The organism is Catellatospora sp. IY07-71 (assembly GCF_018326265.1).
Classification (GTDB): domain Bacteria; phylum Actinomycetota; class Actinomycetes; order Mycobacteriales; family Micromonosporaceae; genus Catellatospora.
Genome location: NZ_AP023360.1, coordinates 8299082 through 8316285, shown reverse-complemented (window position 1 = coordinate 8316285; position 17204 = coordinate 8299082). Strand labels below are relative to the sequence as shown.

The window sequence follows — 17204 nt, the reverse complement described above, 5'->3', positions numbered from 1 at the left end:
AGCGTACGCGGCGAAACAGCCTTGATCTTCCAGTGGGTAACGGACGTCTCAGTGCCCCGTGCCCGCCGGGATGATCCACTCGTGGGCGCCACCGCTCACCGCGGTAAGCCGCTCGAAGTCCCGGTCGTGGTGCAGCACGGTGAGCCCGTGCTCGGCGGCCGTGGCGGCGACGATCACGTCCACCGGTGGAGTCCGGTGCTGGCCGCGCTGCGCGAGCGCGCCGTGCAGGTCGACGGCGGCCAGCGGATCGCTCAGCTCCACCCGGGGGAGCAGGGCCAGCGCGTTTCGGGTCTGCAGCCAGTCGCGGCTGTTACGGGCGGCCACCAGCATCTCCAGCATCGCCGGCATGCAGATCGTGAGCCGCTCGTCCGCGGACAGCTCCTTGAGCCGCAGCATGGCCTCGGCGTTCAGCCGGCCCTGGAAGTAGGCGCTGGTGTCGAGCAGGTAGCGCACGTCAGGCGGCCCACTCGCGGCGGCGGCGCTCCCAGGCGACGTCGAGCCGCGGCGTCTCCTCCAGCAGCTCCTGCGTCGTCTCCAGGTGCGCGGCGTATTCCTGCTGCTCGGCGAGGGACATCGCGGTGTAGTCGGCGAACGCCTGCTCGAGATGGTCGCCGAAGGCGTTGCGCCGCTCCCGCAGCCGCGCGGCGGCGTCCTGGAGCGCCCGGTTCACGGTGTCCTTCTTCGTGGTGGTGCCGTAGTAGCGGCGCGCCTGCTCCAGCGCCTCGTCGTCGAGATCGATGAGAGTGTTGGCCATCGCGTGCCTCCGTATATGTGTTTCAGTCCGAGCATATGACGTCGCTTCCGCGCATACAACTAATCGTCTTGCGGACGTCGCGACCGGCTCGGTAGGTTCCGCTCAACAGCAGTGACGGGGCGAATCACCGGAGTGACGCCCGGGTCGGGCCGGCTCAGCCGCCCGTGTGGCTCCGTTCACCGGCTGCCGAGGCCCGGACCGCAGCGTGCGGTCGGGGCGAAGGTGTGGTGGTACCGCGGGTTCCCAAACCGCCCACACCCCTTTGGGGACGGCGTTGCGGACCGAAACCGGAGGTAAACCACCATGCAACGCATCCTTTCCAGCGAACTGCCCCGCCACGCGGGCGCCCGGATCACCATCGCCGGCTGGATCCATCGCCGCCGCCTGCTCAAGCAGGTCGCCTTCCTGATCGTGCGTGACGCGTCCGGCCTGAGCCAGACCGTCGTCGCCGAGCCCGAGCAGCGCGCCTGGCTGGAGACGCTGCCGGAGGAGACCGTCGTCGCCGTCGAGGGCACGGTGACCGCGAACCCGGCCGCCCCGGGCGGGGTGGAGCTGACCGAGCCGGTGGTACGCCTGCTCGGCGAGCCCGCCGAGCCCACGCCGTTCGACCTGTACCGGCCGGTGCTGTCGCCGACCCTGCCCACCCAGCTGGACCACGCCCCGCTGTCGCTGCGCCACCCGTCCCGGGCCCGCGCGCTGCGCATCAGCGCCGCCGCGGCGGCCGGGTTCCGCGAGGGCCTGGACGCGCTCGGGTTCACCGAGATCCATACCCCGAAGATCGTCGCGACGGCGACCGAGTCCGGGGCGAACGTGTTCGCGCTCGACTACTTCGGCCGCCCCGCCTACCTGGCCCAGTCGCCGCAGTTCTACAAGCAGCAGATGGTCGGGGTGTTCGAGCGGGTGTACGAGGTCGGGCCGGTGTTCCGGGCCGAGCCCAGCGACACCACCCGTCACCTCGCCCAGTACACCTCGCTGGACGCGGAGCTGGGCTTCGTCACCGACCACCGGGACGTGATGGCGGTGCTGCGGGAGACCGTCGCGGCGATGGTGGCCCGGGTCGCGCCGCTGGCCGAGGGCCTCACCCTGCCCGAGGTGCCCGCCGAGATCCCTGCGCTGCACTTCAGCGAGGCGCTGAAGATCGCCGGTGCGCCCGCGGACGAGCCCGACCTGGCGCCCGCGCACGAGCGCGCCATCGGCGAGTGGGCCGTACGCGAGCACGGCAGCGAGTTCGTGTTCGTCACCGGCTACCCGATGGCCAAGCGGCCGTTCTACACCCACCCGCAGCCGGGCGACCCGCGCTGGTCGAACAGCTTCGACCTGCTGTTCCGGGGCCTGGAGCTGGTCACCGGCGGCCAGCGCCTGCACCGGTACAGCGACTACCTGGCGGCGCTGGCCGCGCGCGGGGAGAGCGCGGAGCCGTACGAGCCCTACCTGCAGGCGTTCAAGCACGGCATGCCACCGCACGGCGGGTTCGCGATCGGCCTGGAGCGCTTCGTCGCCCGCATCACCGGCGCCCAGAACATCCGCGAGGTCACCGCATACCCCCGCGACCTCCACCGCGTGACGCCCTGATCGGCGGATGATCACCCGACTTGCCTGGCATCTGGGCGTATCTTGGCCGCTCATACGCCCGATTGCCAGGCAGGTCGGATGATCTGGTGGCACGGTGAGGGCATGGAGTTCCTCATCGGAGCGCTCTGCCTGGTCGTGATCGCGGTGGTGATCGTGGCCTGGGTGGCGTCGCTCTACAACGGGCTGGTCCGCGCGCGCAACGCGTACCAGAACGCCTTCGCGCAGATCGACGTGCAGCTGACCCGGCGGCACGACCTGATTCCCAACCTGGTCGAGACCGCCAAGGGCTACATGAGCCACGAGCGCGAGACGCTGGAGGCGGTCACCGCGGCCCGCACCGCCGCGATGACCGCCCAGGCCAACGCGGCACGCAACCCCGGCGACCCGGCCGCGATGCAGGGGCTGGCCGGCGCCGAGAACGGGCTCACCCAGGCGCTGGGCCGCCTGTTCGCGGTATCCGAGGCATACCCGGACCTCAAGGCCAGCCAGAACATGATGCAGCTGTCCGAGGAGCTGACCTCCACCGAGAACCGGGTCGCGTTCGCCCGCCAGGGCTACAACGACGCGGTCATGCAGTACAACAACAAGCGCGAGACCTTCCCCGGCAGCCTGCTGGCCGGGCCGTTCGGGTTCCACAAGGCGGCGCTGCTGGAGATCGACGACCCGGGCAAGCGCGAGGCGCCGCGCGTGCAGTTCTGACCCGCGGCGATGGACTTCTTCGAGCGCCAGCGCCAGGTCAAGCGGATGTCGTTCCGCCTGATCGTGCTGTACGCGCTGGCCGTCGTCGCGATCGTGATCGTGGTGAACCTCGCCGTGGCGTGGGCGCTGGGCGCGTTCGAGGCTCCGGCGGGCGAGCTGGCCTGGCTGATGGTGTGGACGTCGCTGCTCACGGCCGGCTCGATCCTGCTCGCGTCGCTGTTCCGCACCATCGGGCTGCGGGCCGGGGGCGGCAAGGTGGCCCGGGACCTGGGCGGCGTGCTGGTGCCCGAGGACACCAGCGACCTGCGGCTGCGCCGCCTGCGCAACGTGGTGGAGGAGGTCGCGCTGGCCTCCGGCGTGCCGGTGCCCGAGGTGTACGTGCTGGAGGACGAGCAGGGCATCAACGCGTTCGCGGCGGGCTGGTCCCCGGCCGACGCGGCGATCGCGGTCACCCGGGGCGCGCTGGACCGGCTCAACCGCGACGAGCTGCAGGGCGTGATCGCGCACGAGTTCAGCCACGTGCTCAACGGCGACATGCGGATCAACATCCGGCTCATCGGGCTGCTGTTCGGCATCCTGTTCCTGGCCGTCATGGGGCGAACGTTCCTCTACGCGGGGGCGTTCGGCGGCGGGCGGGACCGGCGCGACCAGGGCAGCAACCCGCTGCCGCTGATCGGCATCGCGCTGGTGGTGGCCGGGTCGGTGGGCGTGTTCGCGGGGCGGCTCATCCAGGCGTCGGTGTCGCGGCAGCGGGAGTACCTGGCCGACGCCTCGGCGGTGCAGTTCACGCGGCAGACCTCCGGCCTGGCCGGCGCGCTGAAGAAGATCGGCGGGCTGGAGACGGGGTCGCGGCTGCGTACGCCGAAGCTCGACGAGGTCGGGCACCTGATGTTCGGCGAGGCGCGGGCGCACTCGCTGTTCGCCACGCACCCGCCGCTGGTCAAGCGCATCCAGGCGCTGGAGCCGGGCTTCGACCCGGCCGAGCTGGACGCACTCGCGCAGCGCTGGCAGGCCGCCCCGCCGTCGGGCATGGCCGAGGACGCGGCCATGGGCCTGGCACCGGGAGCGGGTGCCACCCGATCCGCGGTGACGGGTCCGGCCCTCGGCCCGGCGACAGGCTCGTCCGGGGAATGGCCCGGCGGTGCGGGTGCGGTCGCCGGTCCGGCGGCCGGGGCCGCGGCGGACGCGGGCGGCACGCAGCCCGTGGCCCGCGGCCCGCTGCCGGGCGTGGACACCCGCCATCCGGTACGCCCCGACGCGGTCGTCGCGACGGTCGGCGCGCCGGGGCAGCCCGCCTACCACCGGGCCGGTTCGCTGCTCAACCACCTGCCGCCGGAGCTGCTCGCCCGCGCCCGGCGCGGCGACACAGCCCCCGGCCTGCTGTTCGCGCTGCTGCTGTCGGAGCACGCGGACGTCCGCGAGGCGCAGCTGGCCGTGCTGGGTGAGCGGCACGGCGCGGGCGCCGTCGCCGACGCGCTGGACGAGGCCGGGCGGCTGGCCGGGCTGCACCCGCTGCTGCGCCTGCCGCTGGCCCAGCTGTGCTTCCCCGCGCTGCGTACCCACCCGATCGCGCGGCGGCAGGACGTCATCGCCACGATCGACGTGCTGGCCCGCGCCGACGGGCGGATCAGCGTGTTCGAATACGCGCTGTCCCGGCTGCTGCACCGCGAGCTGTACGAGGCGACGTACGACACCCCGCCCTGGCCGGTGCGCTCGCGCAGCCTCCCGCAGGCCCGCAACGCGATCGCCGCGCTGCTCGCGGTGCTGGCCCGCGCCGGTCACCCCGACGAGGCGTCGGCCGAGCGCGCGTACCGGGCCGGGCTGTCCGTGATCCTGCCCGGCCAGGACCTGCCCATGACCGCGCCGCAGCACGGCGTGCTCGCCCTGGACGGCGCCTGGCCGATGCTCGACGGCCTCGATCCCCGTGACAAGGCTCGCCTGATCGAGGCGGTGGTCGCGGTGATCGCCGACGACGGCACGATGACCGTCGCCGAGCAGGAGCTCACCCGCACCGTCTGCGGGATGCTGCACTGCCCGCTCCCGCCGTTGACCGCCTGAGCGCCGGCGTATCGGCCGTCTTCCGGGGGCGGCGCCCGTTCCGGGGGCGGCGGTGGCCATGATCGGCGTTTCGTGTCGAAATGCTGTGCCAGACCGCAGATCGTGACACGAGATCACGATCAACGCCGGGGAACCCCGGCCCACCCCACCGCACCAGGGTTAAGAAGGGCACCTTCCTCTACGGATAGCGTTAAGAAGGTGCCCTTCCTTTGCTTTAGGGGGCGAGGAGGGTGGGGAGGTGGCGTTCGACGATGGGGAGGATCTCGGCGACGGTGACGTCGCGGCCCAGTTCGGCGCTGAGGGAGGTCACCGAGGCGTCGGTGATGCCGCAGGGCACGATGTTGGCGAAGCGGCTCATGTCGGGGTCGCAGTTCAGCGCGAAGCCGTGCAGCGAGACGTTGCGGGCCACCCGGATGCCGATCGCGGCGATCTTGCGGTCGGGACCGCGCTCGTCCTCGCGCACCCACACGCCGGAGCGGTTGTTGCCCTTGATCCGGGTGGTGGCCACGCCCAGCTCGGCGCAGACGTCGATGAGCATCTGCTCGGTACGCCGCACGTGCGCGACCACGTCGGCGAGCCCGCCGCGCACCACCGGCAGCTTGACGATCGGGTAGCCGACGAGCTGCCCGGGGCCGTGCCAGGTGATCTTCCCGCCGCGGTCCACGTCCACGACCGGGGTGCCGTCGAACGGCCGCTCCCAGGGCTCGGTGAGCTTGCCCGCGGTGTACACGCTCGGGTGCTCCAGCAGCAGCACGGTGTCCGGTTCGGTGCCCTCGACGACGCCCGCGTGCAGGCGGCGCTGCTCGTTCCAGGCGGTCAGATACTCGACGGTGCCGGCGCGTCGGATCACGAGCGCCGGCGAGACGATGCTGGTCACGTTCGTCAGGCTACTCGTGCGCGCGTGCCTGGCCAGGAAAGGTGCGCGGCGTCACCCGCACCCGTGAATGCGTGACCAGCTCGCGACCAGTATGGTGTGCGCAAGCGGCGTGCTTGTGAAAGCTTTCACAAATACTGGCACGCTGTGTCAGCTTGCCTTGCGTACGGAAGGACCAGCGCGCGATGACGGCGACGCGGGAGAAGAAGGAGCAGCTCCAGGCAGAGCCGGAGCAGGATGCCGGGGTGGCCGCCCGGCCCCGGCCGAAGCGCTGGCGCTGGCTGCTGCCGGCCCTCGGCCTGGTGGTGTGGCTGCTGATCAGCGGCGGCATGGGCGGGTTCGCGGCCAAGACGGCCGAGGTGCAGAAGAACGACAACGCCTCGTTCCTGCCGGAGACCGCCGAGGCGACGCTCGTGCTGGAGCAGAGCAAGAAGTTCGCGGGCTTGGACGTGGTCCCCGCGCAGCTCGTCTACGGCCGTGACACCGGCCTGACCGAGGCCGACAAGACCGCCATCACCGAGCAGCTCGCCGCCGTCAAGGCCGAGCTGGGCGACCGCCTCGCGGACGTGCCGCTCTACCCGCGCTTCTCCACCGACGGCAAGGCGGCCCAGGTCACCGTGCTGTTCACGGAGACCGACGCGCAGAAGAACATGGCCGACGTGCAGTGGATCCGCGACCACGTGGGCCTGCCCGACGGCCTGAACGCGCACGTCGGCGGCCTGGGCGGCATCCTCACCGACATGATGGAGGTCTTCGGCTCCATCGACGGCCTGCTGCTCGGCGTCACCGTAGGCATCATCCTGATCATCCTGCTGATCGTGTACCGCAGCCCGCTGCTGCCGCTGGTCGTGCTGTTCGGCGCGGGCATGGCGTTCACGCTGGCCAACGGCGTGGTCTACCTGCTGGCCAAGGAGGAGGTAATCACGGTCTCCGGCCAGAGCCAGGCCATCCTCGACGTGCTGGTGCTCGGCGCCGCCACCGACTACGCGATGCTGCTGGTGTCCCGCTTCCGCGAGGAGCTGCGCCGCACCGTGAGCAAGTACGACGCGATGCGGGTCGCGCTGCGCGCCTCGTTCGAGCCGATCCTCGCCAGCGGCGCGACCGTCATCCTCGGCCTGCTCTGCCTGCTGGTGTCCGACCTCGCCTCGAACAAGGGCCTCGGCCCGGTCGGCGCGATCGGCATCGCCAGCAGCCTCGCCGTGTCGCTGACCCTGCTCCCGGCGGTGCTCGCGCTGCTCGGCCGCGCGGCGTTCTGGCCGGTGCGCCCGAAGCACGGCTCCGCGCCGGTCGAGGAGACCGGCATCTGGGCGAAGGTGTCCGCGCTGGTGGGCCGCCGCGCCCGGCTGGTCTGGATCGGCACCGCGGTGCTGCTGCTGGCCGGCGTCGCCGGGCTGACCCGCCTGGACGCCGACGGCATCCCGCAGTCCGAGGGCTTCATCGGCAACCCCGACTCGGTGGCCGCGCAGGAGCTGACCACGGCGCACTTCCCGGGCGGCAGCGGCAACCCCGCCGAGATCGTCACCCGGGCCGAGAAGCTGGACCAGGTGCTGCTGGCCGTACGGCAGACCGCCGGCGTCGCCGAGGCGGCCCCGTTCACGGGTATGCCGGCCATGCCGATCGTCCCGCCCACGGGTGAGGGCCAGACCGGCACCGAGGGCGGCCCCACGGGGGAGACCGTGCCGGGCGGCCAGGGCCAGACCGGTGCCGAGGGGCAGCCGGGCACGCCGCTGGTGCCGCCGCCGGCCGAGCCGAAGGTGGTCGACGGACTGGTCCGGATCGACGCGACGCTGAGCGACGCGGCCGACTCCCCGGCCGCGCTGGAGACGGTCGAGCGGCTGCGCGCCGCCGTGCACGCCATCGACGGCGCGGAGGCGAAGGTCGGCGGCTTCTCCGCGATCAACTACGACGTGCAGCACACCTCGCAGCGCGACCGTAACGTGATCATCCCGCTGGTGCTGGGCGTCATCTTCCTGATCCTGATGGTGCTGCTGCGCTCGCTCATCGCGCCGCTGCTGCTCATCGCCACGGTGGTGCTGTCCTACCTGGCCACGCTGGGCATCTCCGGCCTCGTCTTCACCGACGTGCTGGGCTTCCCGGGCGCCGACTCGTCCTACCCGCTGTTCGCGTTCGTGTTCCTGGTGGCGCTGGGCGTGGACTACAACATCTTCCTGATGACGCGGGTCCGCGAGGAGGCCGGCAAGATCGGCCACAAGCCCGGCACGCTCAAGGGACTCGCGGTCACCGGCGGCGTGATCACCTCGGCCGGCGTGGTGCTGGCGGCGACGTTCGCGGCGCTGGCCGTGCTCCCGCTGGTCTTCGTGGTGGAGATCGCGTTCGCGGTGGCGTTCGGCGTGCTGCTGGACACCCTGCTGGTGCGCTCGCTGCTGGTCCCCGCCCTCACCGTCGACATCGGCCGCTTCGTCTGGTGGCCGGGCAAGCTCTGGCGGCGTCCCGCCGAATAATCCCGGGGTGGGGAAGGAAGGGCGCCTTCTTATCGCTTTGCGATGTAGAAGGTGCCCTTCCTAACGTCGTGGCCGGGTTGCGTATGGTGACGCCGTGTCGCAGACCACCCTGGAACCCGCCGCCACCGCGTCCGAGGCACCCGCCGCGCCGCGCCGTCCGCACTGGACCGCCGTCGTCGAGACGCTGCTCATCGTCGCGGGCCTGGCCCGCCTGGTCTGGGGCCAGCAGGTCGCGGTCGTCGCCGACGGGGTGGACCGGCTCAACAGCATCAGCGTCCTGCTCACCGACGGGCGGCTCAACAACAGCGAGTACTCCATCATGGGCCCGCTGTTCTCCACGCCGCTGTGGCTGCTCGGCAAGGCCGTGGCCACCCCCGAGGCGGGCATCAAGTACTTCAACCTGGTCGTCTTCACGATCGGCCTGGCCGCGCTCTGGCTGCTGCTGCGCGGGCTGGTGCCCGGCGCGCTGATCCGGCGGTTCATGCTGATCACCGTCGCGGCGAGCATGCTGCCGCCGGACGTCGGCCACTACGGCAGCGAGACGTTCACCATGATGGGCGTGATGGTCGGCATCGTCGTCGTCGTGCGCGGGCGGCGGCGCGGCTGGGGCTGGGCCGCGGCCGTGGTCGGCGTGGTCAACACGCCCGCCACCGTGGTCGGCTTCGGCGTGGTCGGCCTCGCCGAGACCTGGCGGCACCGGCGGCTGCGCCTGCTGGTGCCGGTGGCGGTCGCGGCGGCGCTGATCCTGCTGGAGATCCTGGCCCGCAAGGGCGGCTACGTAGGCGACCGCGGCTCGAAGGACGTCATGCCGTTCTCGGGCCGCCCCGGCTTCTCGTACCCGTTCTTCTTCGGGGTGCTGGCCATCCTGTTCGCGTTCGGCCGGGGCATCGTCTGGTACCTGCCCGGCATGTTCCTGCCGATGCGGCGCGCGCTGGCCGACCTCGACGGCCCGGCCGGCATCGACCTGGCCCGCATCCACCGGCTGTGGCTGCTCTTCATCGGCGGGCTGGTCGTCGTGTACGCCCCCTGGTGGGCCTGGTACGCGGGCATGTCCTGGGGGCCGCGCTTCTTCCTGGCCGGCATCCTGCCCGCCGCCCTGGTGCTCGCCCTGCGCCTGGGCCACCGGCAGGCCGGGCTCGGCGCGAACCTGCTCACGCTGGCGGTGCTGCTGCTGTCGGTATGGATCGGCCTGAACAGCCTGTTCTGGCACGAGCTGTGGCCCACGGCCTGCTTCAACACCCCGCAGTCCGTCGAGGCGCTCTGCTGGTACTCACCCGAGTACAGCTCGCTCTGGTATCCCCTGGTGTCCTGGCAGTTCGCGCATCTGACCGCGACCCAATGGATCAGCGTCGCCTACAGCGCGGCGGTCCTGGCCTGGCTCGGCACTCCGCTGCTCCGGCGCATCGCCGCCCAGCTCGCCGCGGCCTGGCGCGATCACCTCGCCCCCCGCCTGACCCGCGCCGCCTGGCGCTGGTAGGCAGCCGCTCGCGGCGAGCAGGTCCTGCTCCGCGCCAACCGGCCGGGGTCAGTGGACCTGCCAGAGCCAGATGTCGGAGACGCGCTTCGGCTCGCCGAGGAGCTCGGTCATGGCCTGCTTCAGGGCGGGCTGGTACGTCGGCCAGTGGGCGCCGTGCACGTCGTCGGCGAGCACCACGATGCTCGCGTTCCAGTAGCGCAGGTCGTCGCGCAGCGCGGTGCGGTCCGCGTCCGTGAGCGGGGGCACCACGCCGGTCTTCGCGATCGTCTCCAGCAGGGTCTGCGTGGGGCGGGGGATCGGGCCGATGCGGCCGGTGCCGTTCGGGCCGCCGGGGCCGAGGAAGAAGCCCGCGGGCAGCCGGAACACGCTGTCGCCCGGACCGGCCGCGTCGGCGAGCGCGGCGGCCTGCCAGCGCTGCCCGTCCGGCAGCAGGTCGTTGGTGATCGGCACGGGCACGACGGTGCCGCCGTCGGCGACGTACTCGCGCCACTGACCGGTGGTGAAGAACTCCGGCACGGGAGCCCGGTCGCGGGCCAGCAGCGGGGTGGGGACCAGCGGCAGCAGGGCGAGAGCGAACGCGGCGGCCCACGCGGCGCGCGGTCCGGGCACCCGTACCCCCAGGCCCTGGTCTTCGTCGCGGGAGGTCAGCGCGGTGGCGAGCCAGGCCACGACGAGGCCGAACGCGGGCGCGACGATCAGCGCGAGGCGGGACGGCAGCGCGGCGTTGAACACCGGCAGCCCGCCGATCAGCGCCTCGGGCATCCACACCCCGGTGAGGCGGCCCAGCCAGCGCAGCTCGGGGCCGAGCGAGAGCAGCGCGAACACGCCCGCGGTGACGGCCACGGCGGCCAGGTCGACCCGCTGCGGCCGGGCGGCTCGGCGCCACAGCAGCACGCTGCCGACGATCACGAGCAGCAGCAGCGGCGCGCCGAAGAACGAGTTCTCCTCGGTCGGGTTGGCGGCCAGGTCGGTGTTGAGGCCGAGCGCGCCGGCCAGCGAGCGCTCCGGCCAGGCGGCGAAGGCGGCCAGGTCCTCGTTGTGCACCTTCGGGTCGAAGCCGGTGCCGTGGTACCGCTGCGGGCCTGCGAAGTGCAGATACAGGGGGTACGCGAGCAGCGTGCCCGCCACGACCGCGCCGCTGCCCAGCCCGATCAGCACCCGGCGCAGCAGCGCCGTCGCCTCGGCGCGCCGGGCCAGCGCCCAGACCAGCGTGAACACGCCGAGCGCGAGCGCCGTGAAGAACAGCGCCTCGCCCGCGAGCGAGAAGCAGACGGCGATGAGCAGCCCCAGCAGCGCGCCGTCGCGGACCGGCTTGTCGCGGCGGACCAGCAGCAGGCAGCGGGCGATGATCAGCGGCACGACCCACTGCGCCGTCCAGTTCAGGTGCGCGTTCGCGTGGGAGATCATCGCCGGGGCGAAGCCGCAGAACAGGCCGCCCAGCGCCGCGCCGAGCCGGTTCGCGCCGAGGTGGCGCTGGAACAGCCAGTACCAGGCGTACGCGGTCGCGGCGAGGTTCAGGGTGAGGATCACCACGAACGTGATCGCCGGGCCGGCCAGGATGGTCAGCGGCGCGAACAGGAACGCGTACACCGACACCGAGGTGTTGACCGCGAGGTTCACCCCGTCGGGCACGTTGAGCAGGTGGGTGAAGAGGGGGTCCGCGCCGTTGGTGAGCGCGTATGCCCCGTAGGACAGCAGCCACTCGAAGAACGCCTGGTCGCCGGAGTTGACGCCGCTCGCGCGGTGCAGCGGGTCGGACCAGAGCGCACCGGTGACCCATACCGCGCCGAGCAGTGAGATGGCCGCGACCAGCAGATCGATCCGGCGGCCGCGGGTGCGCGCGGCGGCCTCCGCGCCGTCGGGGCCGGGCGCCTGCGCGAGGTCGGCGGGCGGGCTCAGCGGGCTGGCGGGCGAGGCGATCGACACTCGGCGCAGTTTATCAGCGCACTCGGCGCGCCTTCCGTGGCGCAGCCATGCACGAAGATCGCCAGTCTGTGCCCAAATGTTGCGTCAGGCGACAGTTTTCGACACAAGATGCTGATCATCCCATCCTCGCGCGACAGTGGGCGGGGGGAGGTGACCCGGCGACACGCGCGAGATACGCACAGTGATTGACCCGCCTATTGAAAATGACTATCAATAGCAGTATGAAGATGGCATTCGTCGGCAAGGGCGGCAGCGGTAAGACCACCCTTGCGGCGCTCGTGGCCCGGCACCTGGCGGCGGCGACGCCGCCCGGGGCGCTGCTGGCCGTGGACGCGGATATCAACCAGCACCTGGCGGCGGCGCTCGGCATCAGCGAGGACGAGGCGGTCCTGCTCCCGTCGCTGGGCGACCACCTGACGGAGATCAAGGAGTACCTGCGCGGCGACAACCCGCGCATCGCCTCCGCCGCCACGATGGTCAAGACGACCCCGCCGGGGCGCGGCTCGCGCCTGCTGCGGGTGGGCGAGACCAACCCGATCTACGACCGCCTGGTCCGCCGCGTCGGCGGGGTGCGCCTCGCGGTGACCGGCCCGTTCGCCACCGAGGACCTGGGCGTGGCCTGCTACCACTCCAAGGTCGGCGCGGTCGAGCTGCTGCTCAACCACCTGGTCGACGGGCCGGGGGAGTACGTCGTGGTGGACATGACCGCGGGCGCGGACAGCTTCGCCTCCGGCCTGTTCACCCGGTTCGACGCCACGTTCCTGGTGTGCGAGCCGACGCTGCGCAGCGTGGGGGTGTACCGGCAGTACATCGGCTACGCCCGCGACTTCGGGGTGCGCGTGCACGTGATCGGTAACAAGATCGACGACGCGTCGGACGTGGCGTTCCTGCGCGAGCACGTCGGCGACGACCTGCTCACCTGGGTCGGCCGCTCCGGCTTCGTACGCGCCGCCGAGCGCGGTGCCCCGCGCCCGATCAGCGAGCTGGAGGCGCCCAACCGGGCCGCGCTCGACCTGATCCGGGCGACCGTGGACGGCTGCGACAAGGACTGGCCGCGCTACACCGCGCAGGCCGTGGAGTTCCACCTGCGCAACGCGCAGGCGTGGGGCAACGCCCGCAGCGGCGAGGACCTCGCCGCCCAGGTCGACCCCGATTTCGTGCTCGGGCCGCAGCGGCTCGAGCCGGCAGGACACCGCTGACGGCCGCCGGCCGTCCCGAGGAGAGGAGAGCACATGTCACTCGACGTACCCGTGGCGCTGCTGGAGCGCGCCGAGGCCGGGCAGGTCGACGACGCCGAGTTCGTCGACTGCGTACGCACGTCGCTGCCGTACGCGTGGGAGGTGGTCAGCGCCGCCGCCGGGCGGCTGGCCGACGCGCCCGGCGCCGAGTTCGGCGAGCACGCCAGCCCGCCGCCGAGCGAGGCCCAGCGCGGTGAGCTGCTGCGCGCGCTGGCCAGCGACGCGATCCGGGGCGGGCTGGAGCGCCACTTCGGCATCAAGCTCGCGTTCCAGAACTGCCACCGCGTCGCCGCGTTCGCGCTGAGCGCCGTCGGCGGGGACGCCTACCAGGAGTTCATCTCCCCGGTGGCCCAGCTCCGCAACCAGTCACCCGAACTCCGCGACTGCTGAACGAGGAAAGGAAGGGCACCTTCTTATCGCTTTGCGTATAGGAAGGTGCCCTTCTTAACGCACTGCGCTGAACTGCGCTGTGGAAGGAGTGACCTTGCTGGACGTTTTCCTGACCAGTGCCTATGGCCCGGCCGCGGCGCTCGCACACGCGGTGGCGGCGGAGCGGGCCGGGATGGGCGGGGTGTGGCTCGCCGAGCACCACTTCGTCGGGTACGGCCAGTGCCCGTCGGCGACCGTGCTCGCCGGGCACATCCTGGCCGGGACCAGGCGCATCACCGTCGGCACGGCCGCGTGCGTGCTCGGCTCGCGGCACCCGGTCGCGCTTGGGGAGGAGGCGGCGCTGCTGCACGCGCTGGCCGGGGACCGGTTTCAGCTCGGCGTCGCCCGGGGCGGGCCGTGGCAGGAGGTCGCGATCCTCGGGCGGGGCGTGGAGCACTACCGGCGCGGCTTCGCCGAGTCGCTGGAGCTGCTGTTGCGCTGGCTGTCGGGTGCGGCGGCGGTGGCCGCCGAGGGCGAGTTCCACCGGTTCGGGCCGCTGGCCGTCGTGCCGCGGCCGGACCGGCCGGTGCCGGTGCGGGTGGCGGTCACCTCGGGGGACACCGCCGAGCTGGCGGGGCGGCACGGGCTGCCGCTGCTGCTGGGCGTACACGCCGACGACGCCGAGACGGCCGCGCTGGTGGACCGGTGGGCGCTCGCCGCCACCGCGCACGGGCACGACCCGGTGGGCGCGGACCACGCGCGGGTCCGGCTGGCGTACCCGTGCGCCGACCGCGCCACCGGCGAGCGTGAACTGCGCGAGCACCTGCCGCGCTGGCTCGCGGGCATCCGCGCCGCCGTGCCCGTCTCCGGTGCCCCGCCCGGCCGTGACCTCGACGCCCACGTCGAACACCTGCTCCGGATCCAGCCGGTAGGCCCGCCCGACGAGGTCGCCGCCGCCCTGGCGCACTCCACCGCCGTGACAGGGGTGTCGCGCCACCTGTGCATGGTCGAAGCCGCCGGCTCCACCGAGGCCACCACCGACCTCATCACCACCCTCGCCGCGCTACCGACGGCTTGGCCCACTCCGTACCTCGTCCCCGGCGCCGCCGATCCGCCGGGCGGCGGCGTTAAGAAGGGGACCTTCTACTACGGAAAGCGTTAAGAAGGTGCCCTTCCTTTCAGGACTTCCGTTCGTAGACACATGGGGGAGGGGGAATGTGTGTTGCGGGGATATGTCGGGGGTGTTGCGCGAGGGCATAGCGTGCGGCTCCACAGCTGAGTGACATGGATCACTGTCTAGGAGCCCGCCATGCCCGTTCCCTCCGCCCCGCGGCTGCTCCGCGGGGTGCTCGCCCTCCTCATCGGACTCGCCGGGGTGGCCGTGGTCGCCACGCCGGCGCACGCCGCCACGCTGACGCAGGTCAGCTCGTTCGGCAGCAACCCCGGCAACCTCAGCATGTACAGCTACCGGCCCGACGGCCTGGCCGGTGGCCGCCCGGCCGTGGTGCTGCTGCACGGCTGCACCCAGAACGCGAACGCCTATTTCACCAACTCCGGCTGGCGCAAGTACGCCGACCTGTGGGGCTTCGCGCTCATCGTGGCCGAGCAGAAGTCCGGCAACAACTCGCTGAGCTGCTTCAACTGGTTCCAGGCGGGGGACATCGCGCGGGGGCAGGGCGAGGCCCTGTCGGTCAAGCAGATGGTCGACTACGCCAAGACCAACTACGGCACCGACGCGAGCCGGGTGTACGTGTCCGGCCTGTCCGCGGGCGGCGCGATGAGCGCGGTGATGCTCGCCGCGTACCCGGACGTGTTCAAGGCGGGCTCGGTCGTCGCGGGCATCCCGTACAACTGCGGCACGATTTGCCAGGGCCAGGCGGTGAGCAAGACCCCGCAGCAGTGGGGCGACCTCGTCCGCAACGCCAATCCCGGGTACGCCGGCCCGTGGCCGCGGGTGGCGATCTGGCAGGGGCAGTCCGACACGACCGTGGTGCCCGCCAACGGCACCGAGCTGATGACGCAGTGGACCAACGTGCGCGGCGCGTCGCAGACCCCGGCGAGCACGAGCAGCCTGCCCGGCAACACCACGCTGGAGACGTACGCGTCCGACGCGGTGCGGCTCTACAAGGTCGCCGGCATGGGGCACGGCACCCCCGTCGACCCCGGCAGCGGCGTGGACCAGTGCGGCACGGCCGCGTCGTACTTCCTGGACACCATCTGCTCGGCGTACCGCGACGCCCTGTTCTTCGGGCTGGACGGCGGCGGCACCACGCCCACCCCGCCCGGCGCGCCCACCGGCCTGACCGTCATCGGCGTCACCGACACCAGCGTCGCCCTGTCCTGGACGGCGGTGTCCGGCGCCACCGGCTACCACGTCTACCGCGGCGGCACGAAGGTGACGTCGTCCCCGGTCACCGGCACGGCGTACACGGCGACGGGGCTGAGCGCGGGCACCGCGTACACCTTCACCGTCACCGCCGTGAGCACCTCCGGCGAGAGTGCCCAGTCCGCCCCCGTCTCCGCCACCACCACCGGCGGCACCACCCCACCCGTCTGCTACACCGCCAGCAACTACGCCCACGTCGCCGCAGGCCGCGCCCACCACTCCCTCGGCTACGCCTACGCCGACGGCTCCAACCAGAACATGGGCCTCTACAACACCTTCTACACCCACACCCTGAAGCAGACCGGCCCCGACTACTGGGTCATCGCCGACGGCCAGTGCTGACCGGCCCTCGGTCCATGGCTCCACTGCTGCGTCGATCTTGCACGAACTGTTAGGGATATGCCCGGAAAGGGCGTGTCGCACCCACAGTTCACGCAAGATCGACGCGGTGGAGAGGGCGCGGCAGCGGGGTGGGTCAGGCGGGGACGGGGTCGGTGAGGGCGGCGTGGAGGGCCTGGCTGACGGTGCGGTGGCGGTAGGGGAAGCCGGCGGCGGTGAGGGCGCCGGGCATGACGCGGAGGCTGCGGTAGGCCTCGTTGCCGAACTCGCCGTAGAGGATCTTCAGGGCCGCCTTGGGGATGGGCATCACGGTGGGGCGGTGCAGTTCGGCGCCGAAGGCGCGGGTGAACTGGGCGTTGGTGACGGGTGCGGGGCCGACCATGTTGACCGGACCCTCGATGCGGTCGTCGTCCAGGACGAACCGGGCGGCGCCCAGCCAGTCGTAGAGGGAGATCCAGGGGACCCACTGGCGGCCGTTGCCCAGCCGCCCGCCGAGGCCCATCTTGAAGGGCACCAGCTGTGCCTTGAGGAAGCCGCCTTCGCGGTGCAGGGGGTAGCCGGTGCGCAGCAGCACCACGCGAGCCCCGGCGGTCACCGCGGGCGCGGTCGCCTCCTCCCAGTGGATGGAGACCCCGGCCAGGAAGTCGTCGCCGGGCGGGGACAGCTCGGTCACCTCGCGGTCACCGGTCTCCCCGTAGAAGCCCACTCCGGACGCGTTGACCAGGACCGGGACGCGCTGCGCGGCGACGGCGCGGGCCAGCGTCGCGGTCGGCACGACCCGGCTGGACAGGATCAGCGCCTGGTACTCGTCGGTCCAGCGCCGGTCGCTCACGCCCACCCCGCACAGGTTGACCACCGCATCGGTGCCGTCAGGGAGCCGGATCGGCTCGGCCGGATCCCACTGCCGCTCCGAAGGGTCGGCGGCCGGGCGGCGCACCAGCTGGATGACCTCGTGCCCGGCCGACCGAAGGGTCGACAGCAGGGGCTGCCCCAGGAAGCCCGAGGCTCCCGCCACCACGATCCGCATACGACAATCATGCCCGAAAAGGA

At 72.2% G+C, this 17204-nt stretch carries 14 protein-coding genes; 9 read left to right on the top strand and 5 right to left on the bottom strand.

Annotation, left to right across the window (positions count from 1 at the left end; genetic code table 11):
* Window positions 1–48 precede the first annotated feature (48 nt).
* Both CS0771_RS37220 and CS0771_RS37215 read right to left on the bottom strand, forming a co-directional pair.
* Window positions 49–453, bottom strand: coding sequence for a PIN domain-containing protein (locus tag CS0771_RS37220; RefSeq protein WP_212845319.1), 405 nt, complete (start codon window positions 451–453; stop codon window positions 49–51).
* Window position 454: 1 nt separating this feature from the next.
* Window positions 455–754, bottom strand: a complete 300-nt coding sequence (locus tag CS0771_RS37215) for a type II toxin-antitoxin system VapB family antitoxin (RefSeq protein ID WP_212845318.1) — start codon at window positions 752–754, stop codon at window positions 455–457.
* A gap of 303 nt (window positions 755–1057) precedes the next feature.
* On the opposite strand from CS0771_RS37215, the gene aspS reads away from it, so the two are divergent.
* From aspS to CS0771_RS37200, 3 genes are all read left to right on the top strand, one after another.
* A complete protein-coding gene (gene aspS / locus CS0771_RS37210) occupies window positions 1058–2326 on the top strand; it encodes an aspartate--tRNA(Asn) ligase (protein ID WP_212845317.1) in 1269 nt (422 codons plus the stop codon).
* Window positions 2327–2404: 78 nt separating this feature from the next.
* Window positions 2405–3025 (top strand): LemA family protein, encoded by a 621-nt coding sequence (locus tag CS0771_RS37205; RefSeq protein ID WP_239125370.1) that lies wholly within the window; start codon window positions 2405–2407, stop codon window positions 3023–3025.
* Between the two features lie 9 nt (window positions 3026–3034).
* Window positions 3035–5083: a M48 family metallopeptidase gene (locus tag CS0771_RS37200; RefSeq protein ID WP_212845316.1), complete on the top strand. Its 2049-nt coding sequence runs from the start codon at window positions 3035–3037 to the stop codon at window positions 5081–5083.
* Window positions 5084–5297: 214 nt separating this feature from the next.
* Here the strand turns inward: CS0771_RS37200 and lipB are convergent, their stop codons facing one another.
* The gene (gene lipB / locus CS0771_RS37195; RefSeq protein WP_371821540.1) at window positions 5298–5960 is read right to left on the bottom strand and encodes a lipoyl(octanoyl) transferase LipB; all 663 of its coding nucleotides are present in this window, start codon (window positions 5958–5960) and stop codon (window positions 5298–5300) included.
* Window positions 5961–6286: 326 nt separating this feature from the next.
* On the opposite strand from lipB, the gene CS0771_RS37190 reads away from it, so the two are divergent.
* Together CS0771_RS37190 and CS0771_RS37185 are read left to right on the top strand one after the other, a co-directional pair.
* Entirely contained in the window at window positions 6287–8419 is a 2133-nt protein-coding gene (locus CS0771_RS37190; protein ID WP_244871452.1) for an MMPL family transporter, read from the top strand.
* 94 nt (window positions 8420–8513) lie between these two features.
* The gene (locus CS0771_RS37185; RefSeq protein WP_212845314.1) at window positions 8514–9896 is read left to right on the top strand and encodes a hypothetical protein; all 1383 of its coding nucleotides are present in this window, start codon (window positions 8514–8516) and stop codon (window positions 9894–9896) included.
* A gap of 48 nt (window positions 9897–9944) precedes the next feature.
* Here CS0771_RS37185 and CS0771_RS37180 read toward each other — a convergent pair whose 3' ends face one another.
* Window positions 9945–11717 (bottom strand): DUF2079 domain-containing protein, encoded by a 1773-nt coding sequence (locus CS0771_RS37180; RefSeq protein ID WP_212846275.1) that lies wholly within the window; start codon window positions 11715–11717, stop codon window positions 9945–9947.
* 326 nt (window positions 11718–12043) lie between these two features.
* On the opposite strand from CS0771_RS37180, the gene CS0771_RS37175 reads away from it, so the two are divergent.
* The 4 genes from CS0771_RS37175 (at window position 12044) to CS0771_RS37160 (ending at window position 16157) form a co-directional block, all read left to right on the top strand.
* Window positions 12044–13021 carry an ATP-binding protein gene (locus CS0771_RS37175; RefSeq protein ID WP_212845313.1) on the top strand — a complete coding sequence of 326 codons (978 nt, stop codon included), beginning with the start codon at window positions 12044–12046 and terminating at the stop codon, window positions 13019–13021.
* Window positions 13022–13054: 33 nt separating this feature from the next.
* Complete coding sequence (locus CS0771_RS37170) at window positions 13055–13450, top strand: SCO5389 family protein (RefSeq protein ID WP_212845312.1); 396 nt, start codon at window positions 13055–13057, stop codon at window positions 13448–13450.
* 94 nt (window positions 13451–13544) lie between these two features.
* Window positions 13545–14591: an LLM class flavin-dependent oxidoreductase gene (locus CS0771_RS37165; RefSeq protein ID WP_212845311.1), complete on the top strand. Its 1047-nt coding sequence runs from the start codon at window positions 13545–13547 to the stop codon at window positions 14589–14591.
* A gap of 147 nt (window positions 14592–14738) precedes the next feature.
* Window positions 14739–16157: a PHB depolymerase family esterase gene (locus CS0771_RS37160; protein ID WP_212845310.1), complete on the top strand. Its 1419-nt coding sequence runs from the start codon at window positions 14739–14741 to the stop codon at window positions 16155–16157.
* 133 nt (window positions 16158–16290) lie between these two features.
* On the opposite strand, the gene CS0771_RS37155 is transcribed toward CS0771_RS37160, so the two are convergent.
* Window positions 16291–17181, bottom strand: coding sequence for a TIGR01777 family oxidoreductase (locus CS0771_RS37155; RefSeq protein ID WP_212845309.1), 891 nt, complete (start codon window positions 17179–17181; stop codon window positions 16291–16293).
* Window positions 17182–17204 lie beyond the last annotated feature (23 nt).